At 61.5% G+C, this 18739-nt stretch carries 13 protein-coding genes, 1 tRNA gene, 1 pseudogene and 1 riboswitch; of the genes and pseudogenes, 7 read left to right on the forward strand and 8 right to left on the reverse strand.

Going from position 1 to position 18739, the window contains the following annotated elements:
* Positions 1-149 precede the first annotated feature (149 nt).
* The 4 genes from ACSW29_RS25230 to ACSW29_RS25245 are packed head-to-tail and all read left to right on the forward strand — an operon-like array spanning position 150 to position 4297.
* The gene (locus ACSW29_RS25230) at positions 150-1478 is read left to right on the forward strand and encodes an ABC transporter permease subunit (protein ID WP_448278937.1); all 1329 of its coding nucleotides are present in this window, start codon (positions 150-152) and stop codon (positions 1476-1478) included.
* Positions 1479-1483: 5 nt separating this feature from the next.
* Positions 1484-2473 (forward strand): branched-chain amino acid ABC transporter permease, encoded by a 990-nt coding sequence (locus tag ACSW29_RS25235; protein ID WP_003944088.1) that lies wholly within the window; start codon positions 1484-1486, stop codon positions 2471-2473.
* Positions 2466-3494 carry an ABC transporter ATP-binding protein gene (locus tag ACSW29_RS25240; RefSeq protein ID WP_230813273.1) on the forward strand — a complete coding sequence of 343 codons (1029 nt, stop codon included), beginning with the start codon at positions 2466-2468 and terminating at the stop codon, positions 3492-3494. Before ACSW29_RS25235 ends, ACSW29_RS25240 begins: the two co-directional genes overlap by 8 nt.
* Positions 3491-4297 (forward strand): ABC transporter ATP-binding protein, encoded by an 807-nt coding sequence (locus ACSW29_RS25245; protein ID WP_317828957.1) that lies wholly within the window; start codon positions 3491-3493, stop codon positions 4295-4297. The genes ACSW29_RS25240 and ACSW29_RS25245 overlap by 4 nt, the downstream gene beginning before the upstream one ends.
* 56 nt (positions 4298-4353) lie before the next feature.
* On the opposite strand, the gene ACSW29_RS25250 is transcribed toward ACSW29_RS25245, so the two are convergent.
* On the reverse strand, positions 4354-5685 hold the full coding sequence (locus tag ACSW29_RS25250) for an ABC transporter substrate-binding protein (protein WP_317828956.1): 1332 nt from the start codon (positions 5683-5685) through the stop codon (positions 4354-4356).
* Between the two features lie 208 nt (positions 5686-5893).
* Positions 5894-6520, reverse strand: a complete 627-nt coding sequence (locus tag ACSW29_RS25255; protein WP_095973349.1) for an ANTAR domain-containing response regulator — start codon at positions 6518-6520, stop codon at positions 5894-5896.
* 98 nt (positions 6521-6618) lie between these two features.
* Here ACSW29_RS25255 and ACSW29_RS25260 point away from each other — a divergent pair.
* Positions 6619-6695: transfer RNA gene (locus ACSW29_RS25260), tRNA-Leu, on the forward strand.
* Between the two features lie 75 nt (positions 6696-6770).
* On the forward strand, positions 6771-7385 hold the full coding sequence (locus tag ACSW29_RS25265) for an AMIN-like domain-containing (lipo)protein (RefSeq protein ID WP_448278583.1): 615 nt from the start codon (positions 6771-6773) through the stop codon (positions 7383-7385).
* Positions 7386-7495: 110 nt separating this feature from the next.
* On the opposite strand, the pseudogene ACSW29_RS25270 reads toward ACSW29_RS25265, so the two are convergent.
* A pseudogene (locus tag ACSW29_RS25270) lies at positions 7496-8462 on the reverse strand (bifunctional 5,10-methylenetetrahydrofolate dehydrogenase/5,10-methenyltetrahydrofolate cyclohydrolase).
* A gap of 23 nt (positions 8463-8485) precedes the next feature.
* Positions 8486-8566: riboswitch (ZMP/ZTP riboswitch) on the reverse strand.
* Positions 8567-8740: 174 nt separating this feature from the next.
* Between ACSW29_RS25270 and ACSW29_RS25275 the strand changes: the two are divergent.
* Positions 8741-9244, forward strand: coding sequence for an SRPBCC domain-containing protein (locus ACSW29_RS25275; RefSeq protein WP_042923025.1), 504 nt, complete (start codon positions 8741-8743; stop codon positions 9242-9244).
* 33 nt (positions 9245-9277) lie between these two features.
* On the opposite strand, the gene ACSW29_RS25280 is transcribed toward ACSW29_RS25275, so the two are convergent.
* From ACSW29_RS25280 to ACSW29_RS25300, 5 genes are all read right to left on the reverse strand, one after another.
* Positions 9278-10159 (reverse strand): acyl-CoA thioesterase, encoded by an 882-nt coding sequence (locus ACSW29_RS25280; protein ID WP_448278584.1) that lies wholly within the window; start codon positions 10157-10159, stop codon positions 9278-9280.
* Entirely contained in the window at positions 10160-11578 is a 1419-nt protein-coding gene (gene pyk, locus ACSW29_RS25285; protein WP_214890328.1) for a pyruvate kinase, read from the reverse strand. It lies immediately after the preceding gene.
* An 82-nt stretch (positions 11579-11660) separates the two neighbouring features.
* Positions 11661-13163: a glutamate synthase subunit beta gene (locus ACSW29_RS25290; RefSeq protein ID WP_448278585.1), complete on the reverse strand. Its 1503-nt coding sequence runs from the start codon at positions 13161-13163 to the stop codon at positions 11661-11663.
* A complete protein-coding gene (gene gltB, locus ACSW29_RS25295; protein WP_448278586.1) occupies positions 13156-17640 on the reverse strand; it encodes a glutamate synthase large subunit in 4485 nt (1494 codons plus the stop codon). The genes ACSW29_RS25290 and gltB overlap by 8 nt, the downstream gene beginning before the upstream one ends.
* A gap of 132 nt (positions 17641-17772) precedes the next feature.
* On the reverse strand, positions 17773-18651 hold the full coding sequence (locus ACSW29_RS25300; protein WP_448278938.1) for a hypothetical protein: 879 nt from the start codon (positions 18649-18651) through the stop codon (positions 17773-17775).
* Positions 18652-18739: the final 88 nt, after the last annotated feature.

Consider the following 18739-nt stretch of genomic DNA (forward strand, 5'->3'; position numbering starts at 1 on the left):
AGCCGTTAGAGTCCGGAAATCGCAGGAACGGATCAAGCTCTCCGCTGCGTGGCACCTTTGTCCAGACGCGCTAGTCCCGACCCGCTCGGAGGACGTACGTGGCCCCACCCGTAGTGAAACGGCATACCCTCGCAACACTCAGCCGACTACTGGCCTTTGCATTACTCACGTTCTTCGCATTACTCAGCCTGGCCGGAACTGCCGGGGCCCAGGAACCGACCAACTCCCCGGCACCCACCAACTCCTCTGCACCGCCGACCTCGTCAGGACCGACAGAACCGACAAAACCGGTTCCCGACAATGCCGTCCCCGTCAGCGGCAATCTCAACAACGGTGGCACCCGGCTCGAGGGCGTCACGGTGCGCGCGCTCGATTCCTCCGGCACCGAGGTCGCCACCGGCGAGTCGGCATCGAACGGCCGTTGGGAACTGGCCGTGGCACCGGGCACCTACACCTTCGAGATCGTTGCCGACACACTCCCCGACGGGGTCAGTGTGCAAGCCGCTGTCGAACGCGAGGTGGTGGCCGGCCGCGCGAACACCGTGATCTTCTCGTTCGGCGAGGTTCGCACCGCCTCGAATGTCAGCTTCGGCGAGAAGCTCATCCGCACGACTGTCGACGGTCTGCGGTTCGGTCTCGTGATCGCGATCGCCGGTGTGGGTCTGAGTTTGATCTACGGCACGACCGGCCTGACCAACTTCGCTCACGGCGAGATGGTGACGTTGGGAGCCGTTGCTGCCTGGGTGATCAACACGTCCTTCGGCGTTCCGCTGATTCCCGCCACGATCCTCGCGATCTTCGTCGGCATCGGCATCGGCCTGCTGACCAACGGGATCGTCTGGAAACCACTGCGTAAGCGCAAGACCGGGTTGATCGCGCAATTGGTTGTCTCGATCGGTCTCGCGATTTCCCTGCGCTACCTGATCCTCATCTTCTTCTCCGATCGAGCAGAACCCTTCGACGACTACCAGGGGCAGGTCGAGAAGAACTGGGGCCCGATCGCACTGACCGACGCCAACGCGATGGTCATGATCGTCAGTCTGGTCGTCCTGGTCGGCGTCGCACTTCTTCTGCAGAGGACTCGCATCGGAAAGGCCATGCGCGCCGTCTCCGACAATCGTGACCTCGCCGCTTCGTCGGGAATCAACGTCGAGCGCGTGATCATGTTCGTCTGGGGCCTCGGCGGCGGATTGGCCGCACTCGGCGGTGTGCTCTTCGGTATCTCCGAGCTCGGCGGACGCGTCCAGTGGGAGATGGGCTTCAAACTGTTGCTGCTGATGTTCGCCGGAATCACCCTCGGTGGTCTGGGAACGGCGTACGGGGCGCTACTCGGCTGCGTCATCGTCGGACTTCTGGTTCAACTCTCGACGCTCATCATCAACCCCGACCTCAAATACATCGGCGGACTTCTCGTCTTGATCGTGATCCTCGTGGTTCGCCCCCAGGGCATCCTCGGATCCAGACAAAGGATCGGGTGACGAACATGGACATCATGGGAGCTTTCCAGGTTTCCTTCGCCCAGTTGATCGGGCCGTCGGCAATCTTCTACGCACTGCTCGCGATCGGGCTGAACCTGCACTTCGGCTACGCCGGACTGCTCAACTTCGGTCAGATCGGTTTTGCTCTTCTCGGCGGCTACGGCGTCGGCATCATGACGGTGACCTACGACCAACCGTTGTGGCTCGGCATCCTCGTCGGACTTACCGCAGCCGGCCTCCTCGCGCTCGTGCTCGGTATCCCGACACTGCGTCTGCGCGCCGACTATCTCGCCATCGTCACCATCGCGGCTTCGGAGATCTTGCGTCTGATCTTCCGCTCGACCGCGTCGGATTCGGTGACCGGTTCCACCAACGGCCTGTTCGGTTTCGCAGATCCGTTCACCGCACTGAGCCCATTCGACTCGGCCAAGCAGTACTCGTTTCTCGGTGTGAAGTTCTACGGAGACGACCTCTGGTCGATGGTCGTCGGCTGGACCCTGGTCCTGATCTTGTGCGGATTTGTCTACCTGTTGACGCACAGCCCGTGGGGGCGCGTCCTCAAGGCGGTTCGTGAAGACGAGGATGCAGCGCGATCGTTGGGCAAGAACGTCTTCGTGTACAAGATGCAGGCTCTGGTTCTCGGCGGCGTGATCGGTGGTCTGGCCGGTGTTTTCAACGCCCTCCAGACCAAGTCCATCAACCCGGACTTCTACTCGACCGCTCAGACGTTCTTTGCGTTCGGCGCACTGATTCTGGGCGGGGCTGCAACGGTTTTCGGCCCGGTGGTAGGAGCAATGCTGTTCTGGTTCCTCCTCGCCATTCCAGACGCTTTGTTGCGTCAGGCGATCTCCGGCGAAAATCCGCTGCTCTCGCTGACCGAACAACAGGTCGGAGCCACCCGGTACGTCTTGCTCGGATTGATGATCGCTCTTCTGATGGTCTTCAGACCGCAGGGAATACTGGGTAACAAGCGGGAGGTGCAACTCAATGCTTGACGCCGATACCAGAGCACAGATCTTTGCCGACGTTCCTCATCTTCCGGGATCGGCAAAACCCGACCCGGTACTGATCGCGGACAACGTCTCGCGCACGTTCGGCGGCCTCAAAGCCGTCGATGTCGACCACCTCGAAATTCAACGCGGGTGCATCACGGGTCTGATCGGCCCCAACGGCGCCGGGAAAACCACCCTCTTCAACCTCCTCACCGGTTTCGACCGGCCGGACACCGGTACGTGGTCGATGGACGGTCAATCGCTGGGTCGCATGTATCCCCACCAGGTAGCCAGGAAAGGAGTGGTACGCACGTTCCAGTTGACCAAGGCGCTGTCCAAACTCACGGTGCTGGACAACGTACGCCTGGGCGCCACCGGTCAACGAGGTGAACGCATCTTCGCCTCGCTTGTCCCGTGGATCTGGAAGGGTCAGGAACGCGAGATCACCGAGCGCGCCAACGAACTCCTCGCCCGTTTCAAACTCGACACGAAAGCCGACGACCTCGCCGGTTCCCTGTCAGGCGGACAGCGCAAACTGCTCGAAATGGCTCGCGCACTCATGACCTCGCCCTCGGTGGTGATGCTCGACGAACCCATGGCAGGCGTCAATCCCGCTCTGACGCAAAGCCTGCTCGGACACATCAAATCATTGCGCGACGACGGAATGACGGTCGTCTTCGTCGAGCACGACATGGACGTGATCCGAGACATCAGCGACTGGGTGGTGGTCATGGCACAGGGCAGCGTCATCGCCGAGTCCACTCCGGATGAACTCTCGTCCAACACAGCTGTCGTCGACGCATATCTGGGCAGCCACCACGACCAGGCCCTCGAGTTCGACGACAACGGAAATCCGGTGGGCGAGACGGCCGTTCTGGCCGCCGCCCTGGCAGAAGCCGAGGTCGAAACGCTCGAGGCGGGCGGCGATCTCTCGGAACCCGACATCGACAACCTCCCAGCCGATCTCGCCGCGACGCTGGAATCGAGTCCCGAGGAACCGCGCGGAAGGCACGAGAAGCCATGAGCGACAACCAAGCACGTTCACTCACACCCGCAGAGTTCGCCGCGACAGCCGAAGAGCATCAGCGACTGTCGGCCGGTGCCCTGCTCCGCGCCGACAGCCTCGTCGCCGGCTACATTCCCGGCGTCAACATCCTGCGTGAGTGCAACTTCTTCCTGAAGGAAGGCGAGATCGTCGGAATCATCGGACCGAACGGCGCAGGCAAGTCGACACTCCTGAAGTCACTGTTCGGTTTGATACCGGTTCGCGAAGGATCGGTCACTCTCCGCGAGGACAACATCACGTCTGCGCCCGCTCACGTCCTCGTGCAGAAGGGAGTCGGGTACGTCCCTCAGACACAGAACGTTTTTCAGACTCTGACTATCGAAGAAAACCTCGAGATGGGAATTTATTTGCGTCCCAAGGCATTCGCGGAGCGATTTGCCTTCGTGAGTGAATTGTTTCCACTCCTGAGTGAACGACGAAAGGTAAAGGCCGGGGCACTCTCGGGCGGCGAACGTCAGATGGTCGCGATGGGCCGGGCTTTGATGATGGACCCGTCGGTCCTGCTCCTCGACGAACCGTCCGCGGGCCTTTCCCCGATGTTCCAGGACGAGGTGTTCATCCGTTGCAAGAAGATCAATGCTGCGGGTGTCTCGGTCATCATGGTCGAGCAGAACGCGCGCCGCTGCCTTCAGATCTGCGATCGCGGCTACGTACTCGATCAGGGCAAGAACGCGTACACCGATACCGGCGCCAATCTGATGAACGACCCCAAGGTGATCGAGCTGTATCTTGGAACGCTCGCCGGGAGCAAAGAGAAGTAGGCACGACATGAGAACGGGCCAGGGTCTCTCGACCCTGGCCCATTCTCGTCGACGGCTTACTTGCCCACCACCACGAATCCTTCTGTGGTCAGCGTGTTCTCAGGGCCGAACTTGAGCTTTCCGTACGAACCGATGGACGGCTCTCCCGAATCGTTGAAGTCCAACTCACCGGTGATGCCGTCGTAGTCGATGTCGGTTCCCGCCTTCACCAACGGCAGGCACTCCACGTAGGACGTGCACTTGGTGCCGCCTTCGGTGACGCTGTTGATGTTCGCCGCGATGTCCGTGCCCGCTGTCGACTTCGCCTGCTCGGCAGCAAGTGCCGAGATCACCACCGCGTCGTACGACTCTCCGGCGTAGTTGAAGTCGATCAGTGACGGGTTGACTGCCTTTAGGCGATCTTGGAAGGCGGCTCCGACATCCGTCAGTGGCGTCGTTCCCTGCATGGTGTCGAGCAACGGCTTTGCCACGGATTCGCCGAGCGCATTACCCATGTTGCCGTCTACGCCGTACATCGCCATTCCGTCCGACGGGCCGATGCCCACCTCGTGCATTCGCGTGATGATCTTCGCCGACTCCTCGAAGCCCACCAATGCAACAGCATCCGGATTGAAGTTCTTGACCTGATCGACTTCGGAGTTGAACGACTGCGCGTTCGGGTCGTAGATGATCTTCTCGATCTGATCGGAGGGGACACCCGAATCGATCAGATTCTTTTCGATGTTGTCGGCCAGACCCGTCCCGTACGGGTCGTTGAGAGCCATGATGGCTACGCGCTGACCACCATCGTCCGAAATGAGCTGTGCGACGGCCTGAGCCTGCAGTACGTCCGTCGGAGCGGTGCGGAAGTACATGCCCTTGTCGGGGTAGCAGACGAACTGGTCCGACGTGTTGGCAGGAGAGAACATCACGACGCCGGCGCTGGCAATCTTGTCGATCACCTTGAGCGAGACCGACGACGACGCGGCGCCGACGATCACCTGAGTGCCGGCCGCCAATTCGCGGTCGACGGTGGAGTTGGCGGTGTCCGTCGTGGTGTCTCCCGAATCGCCGGGAATCAGCTGGACCGGTTGGCCGAGAACGCCTCCGGCTGCATTGACGTCGTTGACTCCCAGCTGGGTGCCCGCAACCATCGGCGGCCCGAGGAACGACAAGCTGCCGGTGTCGGGAAGAAGCGTGCCGATGCGCAGCGCTTCCGTGGACGGGGTGGCGCCGGCCTTGGCCTGCTCCGGGGTGCAATCGGTCGTGACGGATGTCGTCGCGGCGGAAGCGCCGGACGTAGAGCCACTCGAAGACGAGTCATCCGACTTGTCCGAGCTACAGCCTGCAAGTGCCAGTGATGCCGCGCCGAGAACTGCAGCAGTACGCACAAGTGTTCGTCTAGCCATCCCACGCTCCTAAGATCAGCCGGTGCTCGCGCCGCCCGAACTGGCGCTCGCTGTGGGATCAGACGCTAGACCTTGGAACCGTTTCGCGATCCTTCAAGAAAGCCCTGTGACCTGACTGTTATCTGAAGGCGCACAGTGTTTACACGGCTGTAGCGCTGCGCGACGTTTCGACGGTCGACGCAGCACCCGGATGACCCGGACACTTTGCTCAAGCGTCCGGTTCGCCGCCCAGAGTTTCCAGTACGACCTGTGCGACGGCCTTCATCGTGGAGCGCCGGTCCATCGCGGCGCGCTGAATCCACTTGAACGCCTCGGGTTCGGTGAGCGCTTGGCGAACCATCAGAACACTCTTGGCACGCTCGATCAGCTTGCGTGCTTCCAGTCGGTCGGACAGATCGGCGACCTCACGCTCGAGCGCGGTCACCTCTCGGAAGCGACTGACCGCCAATTCGACGGCAGGCACCAAGTCACTGATGGAGAACGGCTTGACCAGGTAGGCCATGGCGCCGGCATCGCGTGCGCGCTCGACCAACTCGCGCTGACTGAACGCTGTGAGAATGACAACAGGAGCGATGCGCTTGGCGGCAATCTCCGACGCCGCGTCGATGCCGTCCCTCCTGGGCATCTTCACGTCCATGATGACCAGATCGGGCCTGAGCGACTCGGCCAACTCGACCGCCACCTGTCCGTCACCGGCCTCGCCGACGACGTCGTAGCCCTCTTCGCGGAGCATCTCGACCAGATCCATGCGGATCAACGCCTCGTCTTCAGCGACGACAACACGACGGGGTGCGAGCTGATTGCCTTGCGGCTGCGGCGAATTCATGGCCACCATCCTCCTCCATCGAACCGCCCCGACACGAGACGCGAACGATTAGAGGGTACCGGTGTTTGACATTGAAATCGCATCTTCTAATGTAGTCATCGCAACAAGCCCTCGTATCCCAATTGGCAGAGGAAACGGATTCAAAACCCGTCCAGTGTGAGTTCGAGTCTCACCGAGGGCACCACCTGCCGCAGTCGGCCGTACCGCAAGGTTTCGGCATTCGGCTGTACCCCGGATCAACCGCCGCTAGGTTCGATCCATGAACGTTCGCCGGGTAATTACTCTGCTCGGAGCCATGTCTTTTCTCTCGCTGCTCGCCGGGTGTCAGACAGACGACGAATCCGACACTGCCGGCGGATCTTCCACCCAGGTCGTCCTCGACGCTGCAACACGCACCGGCACCCTTCAGGTCGGCTCTCGCCCGCTCAATGCCCCGTCCACCGAGATCTCCATGCGTCCCCCATTGCCCAACGACACAGAGATCCCTTCACCGAATCCACCCGTCGACGTGAGCGAGATCGACGTGACCGATCACGAGGGTTTCACCCGCATCACCTACCGCTTCGACGGCAACGGACCGGTGTTCTGGAAGACCGAATACGTCAGTGAAGCAATCCGAGCGGGAGACAGCACAGTCGTAGATGTCGGTAGTCGCTCGATACTTCAGGTCGATCTGATGGGAGTCCAGTCGGCTTCCGTGCACGACTCTGTATCGCACGAGGGCGCGAGCATCACGCGTATGGACAGTGCAGCCGTGAACAATACGATCCTGCAGTCGTTTGTCGGGACGGTCGACATCCGTCCGACGTACACGGTGTCGACATCCGATTCACCGTCCCAGTTGACGATCGACATCCCCGCAGTCGACAACTGACATTGATTACCCAATTGTGCTTCCAGCGCAGGCATCCCGGCGCAGCAGTCGTCAACTGCCGTAATCCAGTTGTCGAGGGTCGGCTGAATCTCCATCTCGAAACCGAGGTCTCACAATCGGTCCGGGGCGATTGTGGGGTCCGGTCCAACACGACTGTCACGATCCTCATGCCCGAACTGCTGCTGCCCGAACTTCCGCTGCCCGAACTGCTGCTGCCAGTGTTTGTTCCAGCAGTACCGCAACCGTCATGGGGCCGACACCACCCGGCACCGGTGTGATTGCACCGGCGCGAGTGAGCGCGGCGCCGAACACCACATCGCCGACGTTACCCGCGTTGTACCCCGCATCGATCACCACTGCCCCAGGCTTGATCCACGCCCCTTTGATCAGTTCCGGAACACCGACAGCAGCGATGACGACGTCCGCCGTACCGACATGAGCGGCCAGGTCGACGGTTCGCGAATGGCAGTACGTCACCGTTGCGCCTCGACGCAGGAGGAGCATTCCCATCGGCAGTCCGAGGATGGGGCTTCTGCCGACTACAACGGCATGCTTTCCGGCGAGTTCGACGCCTGTGGCGTCGAGGAGGCGCAAGATGCCACTCGGCGTACACGATTCGAATCCCACTCCGGTCAACGCCATTGCCGCAAATGATGCCGAAGTGACGCCGTCGACGTCCTTGTCGGCCGAGATGGCATCGAACGCGGCCCGTTCGTCGATGTGGTCTGGTACCGGGTGTTGAAGCAGTATGCCGTCGATCAAAGGGTCCGCCGACAACGCCTTCAGCACGTCGACGAGTTCTCCCGTGGTCGCACTCACCGGTAGGTCTATTGTTCGCGACGTCATTCCGACAGCGGCGGACCGTTTGGCCTTCATGTGCACATAGGCCTTCGAGGCCGGGTCCGATCCCACGATGACGGCTGCCAGGCAGGGAACATGCCCCGTCTGTTCACGAAAGTGCCTGGTGCGCACTGACAGGTCTGCGAGCGCAGCATCGGCAATGGCGCGACCGTCGATAATTCGAGCGGGCTCGCTCTGGCTGGACACATTCTCGGCGGACAGATTCTTGGCGGCCATGGTTCTCCCTTCACACAAGATGTGTGAAGCACCCAGGCGGTCGATGCCTCGCGATGTGCACTCCCCGGTGGTAGGTCCCACCCGCGCCAGTCGTGCGTGGTCAGCGTACAGCGCGGTTGTTTCACCGCCACGAAACGCATCGAGAACGCCGCTCTCAAAACGAGACAAATCGACATAACCTATCAATAGGTAACGATCTGACCTGCAGTTATTCCATCCTGTGCAATTAGATGGCACGATGGGGGCAACCGCACGGGCACCAAGCATTGGAGGCACCGATGGACAACGGCAAGATAAACCTGACCTATGACGGTCGGGTGTCACTGAGCTTCCAACTGGCGATTCCGCACGCACCGGACAAGGTCTGGAAAGTGATAACGGAACGCGAGTACCTCGATGCCTGGTTCCCGGCGGACGTCGATTTCGATCTCACTCCTGGCGCGGATCTGCTGTTCAAGGTGACACCGGAACAAGTCGAGCGTTTCGGACTACCCGCAGATCACGTGACGCGTGGGACGGTCATCAGCGTCCACCCGCACCGAATTCTCGAATTCCTCTGGGACGCAGACACTCTGCATTGGGAGCTGGCTCCGGACGGCACCGGCGGCTGTTGGCTGACCCTCACCCACACGATGGAAGACGAAGAGTCCGCGTACGCCCACGCCGCCGGCTGGCACGCGGGCTTGGAAGTTGTTGCGGCCCAACTCGACGGACGCGAAGTCGACTGGTCTCCGTGGGACCGCGCCGACGAACTCTCACCGCAGTATCGCAAGTCGGCCTGAACCTGGGCCCGAGCACAGTCTCGGGCCCGCTTCTCACTCCCCCTTGCGCGGGAAGTGCCTGATCATTCCTTCTTGAACCACCGTTGCCAACAGCAGTCCTTCCACCGAGAAATACCGTCCGGTCGCCAGACCACGCGAACCTGCAGCGACGGGCGATTCGGTCGCGTACAGAACCCAATCGCTGAATCGGAACGGACGGTGGAACCAGATCGAGTGGTTGACCGTCGCCGCGACGATACGATCATGACCCCAGGACAATCCATGAGTGGTCAGAATCGAATCGAGCACAGTGGTGTCCGACGAATATGCAAGCGTCGCAGCGTGTACGAGTGAATCATCCGGGAGATCACCGTCGGGGCGCATCCACACCCGATTGTGGTTGAGTTTCTCACCGGTGCCTTTGAGTATCCACGCCGGATCGTTGGCGTACCTCATGTCGATCGGCTTGAGCGCCGCACTGAAATGCGGCAGTTTTTCCTCGTACCCCACCAGATGATCGCCGATCGGCGGCAGTGACTCCGGAAGTGGAACATCCGGGATCTCGACGGCATGGTCTAGCCCCTTGCCGGAGTCCTGGAACGCCGCGAGCATCACGAACAATTCGTTTTCACCCTGATAGGCCGTCACCTGACGGTTGGCGAAAGCACGCCCGTCACGATGACGCTCCACCCGATACTCGATGGGCGCCTTGACATCTCCACCCCGAATGAAATGGGCGTTGACGGCATGGATGGGGCGCTCACCGTCGACGGTCCGTCCGGCGGCCATCAGTGCCTGAGACACCAACTGACCGCCGAACGTGCGCGAACCTACTTGCTCGGGGTGCTGTCCACGGAACGCGTCGTCACCGATCTGCTCCAGATCCAACAGACCGAGGAGAGTGCCGAGGTCGGTGGACGCATTCGCGTGGGTCACTCAGTGGTCCTCTTCGCCGATACGGTGGACGTGAATGAGGTTAGTGGAGCCGACGGTTCCCGGAGGGGACCCGGCAACGATGACCACAAGGTCGCCCTTGACGTATCGCCCGAGGGAGAGCAAAGCATTGTCGACCTGACGCACCATCTCGTCGGTGGTGGCCACCGCATCGACCAGGAACGTCTCGGTTCCCCACGTCAGCGTCAGCTGACTGCGCACTGCGGGCAGCGGTGTGAAGGCGAGCAGCGGCAGCGGGGTGTGCAGGCGAGCCAGTCGTCGCACCGTGTCACCGGACTGTGTGAACGCAACCAATGCCTTGGCGTCCAGACGTTCGCCGATGTCACGTGCTGCGTACGAGATGACACCGCGCTTGGTGCGCGGGACGTGAGTCAGGGGTGGGACTCGGGTCGATTCATTCTCGACGGCCTCGACGATGCGGGCCATGGTGCGAACGGTTTCCATTACGTACTTGCCCACTGATGTCTCGCCCGAGAGCATGACTGCATCCGCGCCGTCGAGAACGGCGTTGGCAACGTCGGACGCCTCTGCACGGGTGGGACGCGAGTTCTCGATCATCGACTCGAGCATCTGTGTGGCGACGATGACCGGCTTCGCGTTCTCACGAGCAATCTGGATTGCGCGCTTCTGGACGAGCGGGACTTGCTCGAGCGGCAACTCGACACCGAGGTCACCGCGGGCGACCATGACGGCGTCGAATGCAAGCACGATGGCTTCGAGATTGTCGATCGCCTCGGGCTTCTCGAGCTTCGCGATGACGGGAACACGGCGCCCGACTCGATCCATGATGGCGTGAACCAATTCGACGTCCGCGGGTGAGCGAACGAAGGAGAGTGCAATGAAGTCGACGCCCAGCTTGAGGGCGAACTCGAGGTCGGCGATGTCCTTGCCCGACAGGGCAGGAACGGAGACGTTCATGCCAGGCAGCGAGAGGCCCTTGTTGTTGCTGACCGGACCGCCTTCGGTGACCCGACAGACGACGTCGTTACCGTCGATGGAAGTGACGACCAGGCCGACCTTTCCGTCGTCGACCAGCAGTCGGTCGCCGGCCTTGGCGTCGCGCGCCAATTCCTTGTACGTGGTCCCGACGCGATCATGTGTTCCCTCGACGTCGTCGACGGTGATACGAACCTCTTCACCGTTGGCCCAGGTGGTCCGCTCGTCCTTGAATCGGCCGAGGCGAATCTTGGGCCCCTGGAGGTCGGCGAGAACACCGACGGCCTTTCCGGTGGCGTCCGACGCGGCGCGGACGCGAATGTAGTTTTCTTCGTGATCGGCATGCTCGCCGTGGCTGAAGTTGAGGCGAGCCACGTCCATGCCGCTCTCCACGAGCTCACGGATGCGGTCGCCAGAAGCTGTCGCAGGTCCAAGTGTGCATACAATTTTTGTCCGTCGGTTCACGGCTCGAGCCTAGTCGCTACCCCACCGCACTTCTATCCGGCATTTGCGACGTGCACTTTCTGTTCTTACTCGATTCAGTTGTTCACCTCACGAACAGCGGAAATTCCTTCGGATGAACCGGCGACGGAAGGTCGGACCCGCCGGTGAGATACACGTCGACGGCACGTGCGGCCGACCGCCCCTCTGCAATCGCCCATACGACGAGCGACGCCCCGCGATGCGCGTCACCACAGACGAACACGCCGGGTGTCCGTGTCTGCCACCCGACATCACACTCGATTCTGCCGAGTGGATCGGTGCCGACATCGAGTTCGGTAAGCAGTGGGGCGGTTTCGACGCCGTCGAAACCGAGAGCGAGCAGGACCATCTCGCACACGAGATCCGTCGTGTCGCCGGTCTGCACCAGGGTCCGTTGTCCGTTCTCTCCCCGCGACACGGCGACCGGAACCATCCGGATTGCACAAACCGCACCGTCACCGTCGTCGAGAAATTCCTGCGCCGCCCATCGGAACCGTTTGTCACTGCCCTCCTCGTCTGCCGGGGAGCTGCGCAGGACCCGCGGCCACAACGGCCACGGGTCGCGGTCTCGATCGCGATGCCCCGGGGGTGGGACGTGGTAATCCAGTTCCGTCACCGAGCGCGCACCCTGGCGATGCACCGTGCCGAGGCAGTCAGCCGCCGTGTCACCGCCACCGATGATCACGACGTTCTCACCTCGCGCCGAGATACTCGACGCACCGTCACCCTCGCATTCACGGTTGGCGGCACGCAGGTACTTCATCGCAAAATGGATTCCGCGAAGGCCACGACCCGGTACGTCGGTGTCTCGGGCACGATCCGCCCCGACCGCCAGGACTATTGCCTCGAAATTCGTCCTGAGGTCTTGTGCGCTCACGTCGACTCCGACGGCGCAGTCCGTGACGAATCGGGTCCCCTCGGCGGTCAACTGGGCCAGGCGTCGGTTGATCAAGGCCTTGGGTAACTTGAATTCCGGGATTCCGTAGCGAAGCAGTCCCCCGATTCGATCACTCCGCTCGAACACCGTGACACGATGTCCGGCACGTGTCAGTTGTTGAGCCGCAGCCAGTCCCGCCGGTCCCGAACCGACTACCGCAACGCGGTTACCGCTGTGAACTACGGGCGCCTGTGGCCCTAACGAACCAGACTCCCAGGCGTTGTCGACGATCGTCTGTTCAATGCGCTTGATCGTGACACCTCCCGACGTGCGCTCGTCGTCGAGTGCGAGAACGCACGCTGTTTCGCACGGAGCGGGGCACAGATGTCCGGTGAACTCGGGGAAATTGTTGGTGGAATGCAGATTCTCCGAGGCTTCGGACCACCGTCCACGCCGAACCAGATCGTTCCATTCCGGGATGAGATTGCCGAGCGGACACCCCACCCCTGCCGAATGGCAGTACGGCACAGCACAGTCCATGCATCGCGATGCCTGTGCAGAAACGTCTCGATTGCGCACGACGGGATCCATCGGCTCGTATACCGATTCCCAGTCCCCGACACGCACATCGGTCGGCCTGGTCGGTGCGCCGGATCGTTTCACGCTGAGGAACCCACGCGGGTCAGGCATGAGCCGGCTCCACAAATTGGTTCTCTTCCACGGCCTTCTGATAGTCGACAGGCAAAACCTTGGTGAATCTCGGGCTCTGGCCGACCCAGTCGTCGAGAAGTTTTGCAGCGACCGACGAGCCGGTCGCGTCCAGATGATCACCGAGAATCTCGACCAGCCGACTACAGTCTTCCGCCGAAGGCCGCTCGAGAACGACCATGTCGCAGTTGACCTTCTCAGCGTTCAAGTCGAGTACGAAGGCAATTCCGCCGGACATGCCTGCAGCAAGGTTCCTACCAGTTGGGCCGAGTATCACGACGCACCCACCGGTCATGTACTCACACGCGTGATCTCCGACGCCTTCCACCACAGCGACCGCGCCCGAGTTACGCACAGCGAATCGCTCCCCCACACGCCCCCTTGCATAGAGTGCACCGCTCGTAGCGCCGTACAGCAGCGTATTGCCGGCAATCACCTGCTCCTCGGCCACGAAGGGCGCATCCTCACTCGGCCGAAGCACAATTCGTCCACCGGAGAGACCCTTCCCCCCGTAGTCGTTTGCATCGCCGACTACGACCAGCGAGATGCCGGACGGCAGGAACGCACCGAGTGACTGGCCTGCCGTTCCACTGAGCACGACGTCGATGGTGCCTTCGGGTAGCCCGACAGCGCCGTAGCGTCTGGTCACCTCAGCGCCCAACCTCGTTCCCACCGCTCGATCCGTATTGTGTACAGGCACTTCGATATGCACGGGTCGAGCGTCCGCGAGTGAGTTCGCGGCGAACTTGATCAGGGTGCGTTCGAGTTCGCTCGAAACAGGTACACACGGCCGGTAGGTCGCGCCGGCCGCCGCGGCCGGAACGTCGAAGAGTGGTGAGAGGTCCAACGTCCGACTCTTCCAATGCGCCACCGCCGGAGACATTTCCAATACGTCTGCGTGCCCCAAAGCATCGTCGATACTTCGAAACCCCAGTTCTGCCAACAACCGTCGTACGTCGTCGGCGATGAAGCGGAAGAAGTTCTCGACGTACTCCGGCCGGCCGGTGAATCGCTCGCGCAGTTCGGGATTCTGCGTCGCTACTCCGACGGGGCAGGTGTCGAGGTGACATACCCGCATCATGACGCAGCCGGCCGCGATGAGTGGCGCCGTGGAAAACCCGTACTCCTGCGCCCCCAGCAACGCGGCGACGACGACGTCCCGCGCCGTGCGCAAACCCCCGTCACACTGGACGACGATCCGATCGCGTAACCCGTTGAGCACTAAAGTCTGCTGAGTTTCGGCCAGCCCGATCTCCCACGGCGTACCCGCGTGATGGATGGACGAGAGTGCCGCCGCGCCCGTCCCGCCGTCGTGACCGGAAATCAGTACAACGTCGGCGTGCGCTTTGGCCACACCTGCCGCAACTGTCCCGACTCCGGCCGCGCTGACCAGCTTCACGTGTATCCGCGCACGATCGTTTGCGCATCTGAGGTCGTAGATCAGCTGGGCGAGATCCTCGATCGAATAGATGTCGTGGTGAGGGGGCGGAGATATGAGACCGACCCCTGGCGTCGAGTACCGGGTTTCCGCGATCCACGGGTACACCTTGGACCCCGGAAGCTGCCCTCCTTCACCTGGTTTGGCACCTTGGGCCATCTTGATCTGAATGTCGGTGGCATTGACGAGGTAATCGCTGGTCACCCCGAAGCGACCACTCGCGACCTGCTTGACGGCGCTTCGACGCTTGTTGTCACGTAACCGCTCCGGTGCCTCCCCGCCTTCACCGGTGTTGGAACGTCCGCCGAGAGCGTTCATCGCAACCGCCATCGTCTCGTGCGCCTCAGCAGAGAGGGAGCCGTAGCTCATCGCACCGGTGTTGAATCGAGCGAGAATCATCTCGACGGGTTCGACATGACGGAGCGGAACCGGCGGACGAATCCCGCGTCGGAATCGAAATAATCCCCGCAGTGTTCCGCCCTGCGCGCTCAGTCGATCGACTTCGTCGCGGTAGCGACGAAACATGTCACTACGTCCCGACCGTGTCGCATGTTGAAGGAAGAACACGGACTCTGGCGTGAACAGATGCAATTCACCACCGCGGCGATACCGGAACTCTCCACTGCTGCTCAACTGACGATGCCGCTCCGCTGACGGCGAGAACGCGGCCGCATGACGCATCAGAACTTCGCGGGCGACTTCGGTTATACCGATGCCGCCGATCCGGCTTCGTGTCTCGCAGAAATACTCGTCAACCAACTCTCGGCCCAAGCCCACGGCCTCGAAAACCTGAGCGCCCGTGTAGGAGTGAACCGTAGCGATTCCCATCTTCGACATCACCTTGAGCACGCCGGAATTTGTTGCTCTCAGATAGTTGTCCGTTGCCGTCTTCGGATCTATCCCGGGAAGTTCGTCTCGCTCGCTGAGTGCTTCTACCGATTCGAGAGCAAGATACGGGTGGACAGCCGCCGCACCGTAGCCGATCAGCAGGGCGATGTGATGAACTTCGCGGGCGTCACCCGACTCGACAACGAGTGAGACCTTGGTTCGCAGGCCATGACGAACAAGATCGTGGTGCACGCTTGACACTGCGAGCAACGACGGAATGGGAGCCTGCTCGCAGTCCGATCCACGGTCGGAGATCACAAGGATTTCGACACCGGCGGTGGCGGCAGTTCGGGCGGTCTCACGAAGCCTCTCGAGACCCTCGGCGAGACCGCCCCGCGCATCGAATATTCCCTGCAGGACAGTGCTTGCCGGAGTTCGAGGGCCGCGGAGTTCGGCGATCTTCTGCAATTCCAGCGGACCGATCACCGGTTTCTGCAAAACGATCCTCCGGCACGATCGGGCAGATGCTTCGAACAAGTTCTGCTCGGCACCGAGCGTGGTTGCGAGTGTCGTGACGACTTCCTCGCGAATCGCGTCCAACGGCGGGTTGGTCACCTGGGCAAAGAGCTGAACGAAGTAGTCGTACAAGAGCTTCGGTCGATCAGAGAGAACAGCAAGCGGCGTGTCGACGCCCATCGATCCCAACGGCTCCGATCCTGAGCTTGCCATCGGGACAAGAATGTCCTGCAGGTCCTCGGCCTGGTATCCGTAGAGCAGCTGACGTTGCAACAGCGGAGCCGGATCGCCTCGGGCAGGCGCAGACTCGGGGATGTCCGCGAGATCGACCAACCCCCCGGCGAGCCAGTCCCGGTAGGGAGCTGTGCTCGCAAGTTCCGACTTGATCTCCGCATCGGGAACGATGCGACGGCGAGCAGTGTCGACGAGGAACATGCGCCCCGGTTCGAGGCGCCCCTTTTCCAGCACCTCGGACGTGGGGGCGTCGAACACACCGCTCTCACTGGCCAACACGATACGGCCGTTCTTCATCCGCCACCATCGCCCTGGTCGAAGTCCGTTGCGATCCAACACCGCCCCCACAACGGTGCCGTCGCTGAATGTCACCGACGCCGGACCGTCCCACGGTTCCATCAGGCAACCGTGAAATTGATAAAGGGCCCTTATCTCGTCGGGCATCGAAGAATCGTTTTCCCAGGCACCGGGAACCATCATCGCGATGGCGTGCTGCACACTGCGTCCCCCGAGCGTCAAAAGCTCGAGTACTTCGTCGAAGGACGACGAGTCGGATCCGCCCGGGGTGCAGATCGGAAACAGGCGATCGATGTCCCCGTCGAAAAATTCGCTCCGCAACATCGGCTCGCGAGCACGCATCCAATTTCTGTTTCCCACAATCGTATTGATCTCGCCGTTGTGAGCGATGCAGCGATACGGCTGAGCGAGTGGCCACGACGGAAAAGTGTTCGTGGAGTATCGACTGTGCACGACTGCCAAGGCGGATCGCATTCTGCCATCGCATAGGTCGGTGAAGTAACCGGGTAACTGCGCCGGGGTGAGCATGCCCTTGTACACGATGGTTCGCGCGGACAGCGAAGGGAAATACACTGCAGTGCCGTCCGAATGAATCCGCTCGACTCGCCTCCTGAGCGTAAACACTCGTCGGTCCAAGGCAATTCCGCCCACACTGTGATCTCTTGGCTTGGAGCACATCACAAAACACTGGCTGATGTACGGAGCACACTGCGCGGCAACGGCTCCGACGCAGTCACTGTCGACCGGTACCTCTCGCCACCCGATAACCCGCAGTCCTTCTGCCGCTGCGCACTGATCGATCCGAACAACCGCTTGGCGACGTGCTTCCTCGTCCACCGGAAGAAAGCAATTTCCGGCCGCGTAGGTGTTCTCACCCATCGAATTGGGCGGTGGAAGCTCGAACTCGGTCACCGCGTCGAAGAACTCCGTCGGCAGCTGAATCAGAATGCCCGCTCCGTCTCCGCTGTTGGATTCGCGCCCGACTGCGCCGCGATGGGAGAGATTGCCCAAGACTGCGAGCGCCTCGTCGACAATGGAATGCATGTGGCGTCCAGAGGTGTCTGCTACCACGGCTACACCACATGAATCGGTTTCCTGATCGGGGTCGTACAGGCCTCGAGGATCAGGTATTCGAGAAAACGGCACTCGGCGACCTCCACACGGACATGCAGCCGACGAGCGCTAGTTTATCAGCCCATAACCGCAGGTCGCGAGAGTAAAACTGTGACCCCCTGATACCGAGGCATCAGGGGGTCACAGTTCCGAACGTCGCCTCGATCAGCTACGCAGTGGCCGACCCTGGCCGTCGCGCACGCTACCCGTCAACATCATGATTCCGTCGATGAAGGCCCAGATCCAGATCGCTGGGACTACCACAATTCCCACGACCAGGAACAGAAGAATGTAGCCGAGGAAAATCCCGAGTAACTGGAGCACTCCAATGGTCGTGCTTCCGATGTACAACCGACCGATGCCGCAGATACCGATGAATCCCAGAAGAATCTGCAACAGGCCGGCGGTGGTCTTCGACTTGTCCGAGAACGGTTCACCCGTCAGCGGATCACGGCCGTAAGGCGCGGATGCATCAACCAAACCGTAACCGGGTTGGACGTACCCCGGGGCTTGAGGGTATCCCTGCGGCTGACCGTAACCCGGCTGTGAATATCCGGGCTGGGGGTAGCTCTGCGGCTGACCGTAACTCTGGCTTCCCTGCGGCGGAGCCGCGTAGGGATTCGGAGTCTGATCTGCCGGCGCACCGTAGACGGGACCGTCCGTCGGGGTTTGGGTCGGACTCGAGTAGTCAGGCGCCGGATAGTTTTGAGCGGCGTAGCTTTCCTGCGGCGTGTACGGCGCTGTGGGCTGATTCGGTGTGGAATCAGCACTGGGAAACGCTGTAGTCGATTCGGTTCCGGTCGGCGGCGGGTAGATGGGGTGGTTTCCCCAACCCGGACCGTTTCCGACTCCCGAATACGTATCCCAGCCTGGACCGGTGCCGGTGGTCTCCGTCGACGGCGTCTTTTCCGTGGGCGCCGAGGTCTCCGTCAACGACGCATCCGCAGTGGCGTCGTAGTCGAAGGGCGACCCGAACTGCGGTGGAACTGGCGGCTGCGATCCAGACGAGTCCCCCGACTCGGAAGGTTCCGGATTCTTGTTCAAGTTAGGCAACGTACTTTCCTTCGATTCGACGACGGTACGTAATAGCTTTTGTTATCGGGCCGCGAGAAGGGTTCGACCTTCGCGTGGC

This window comes from Rhodococcus sp. GB-02 (assembly GCF_053470465.1).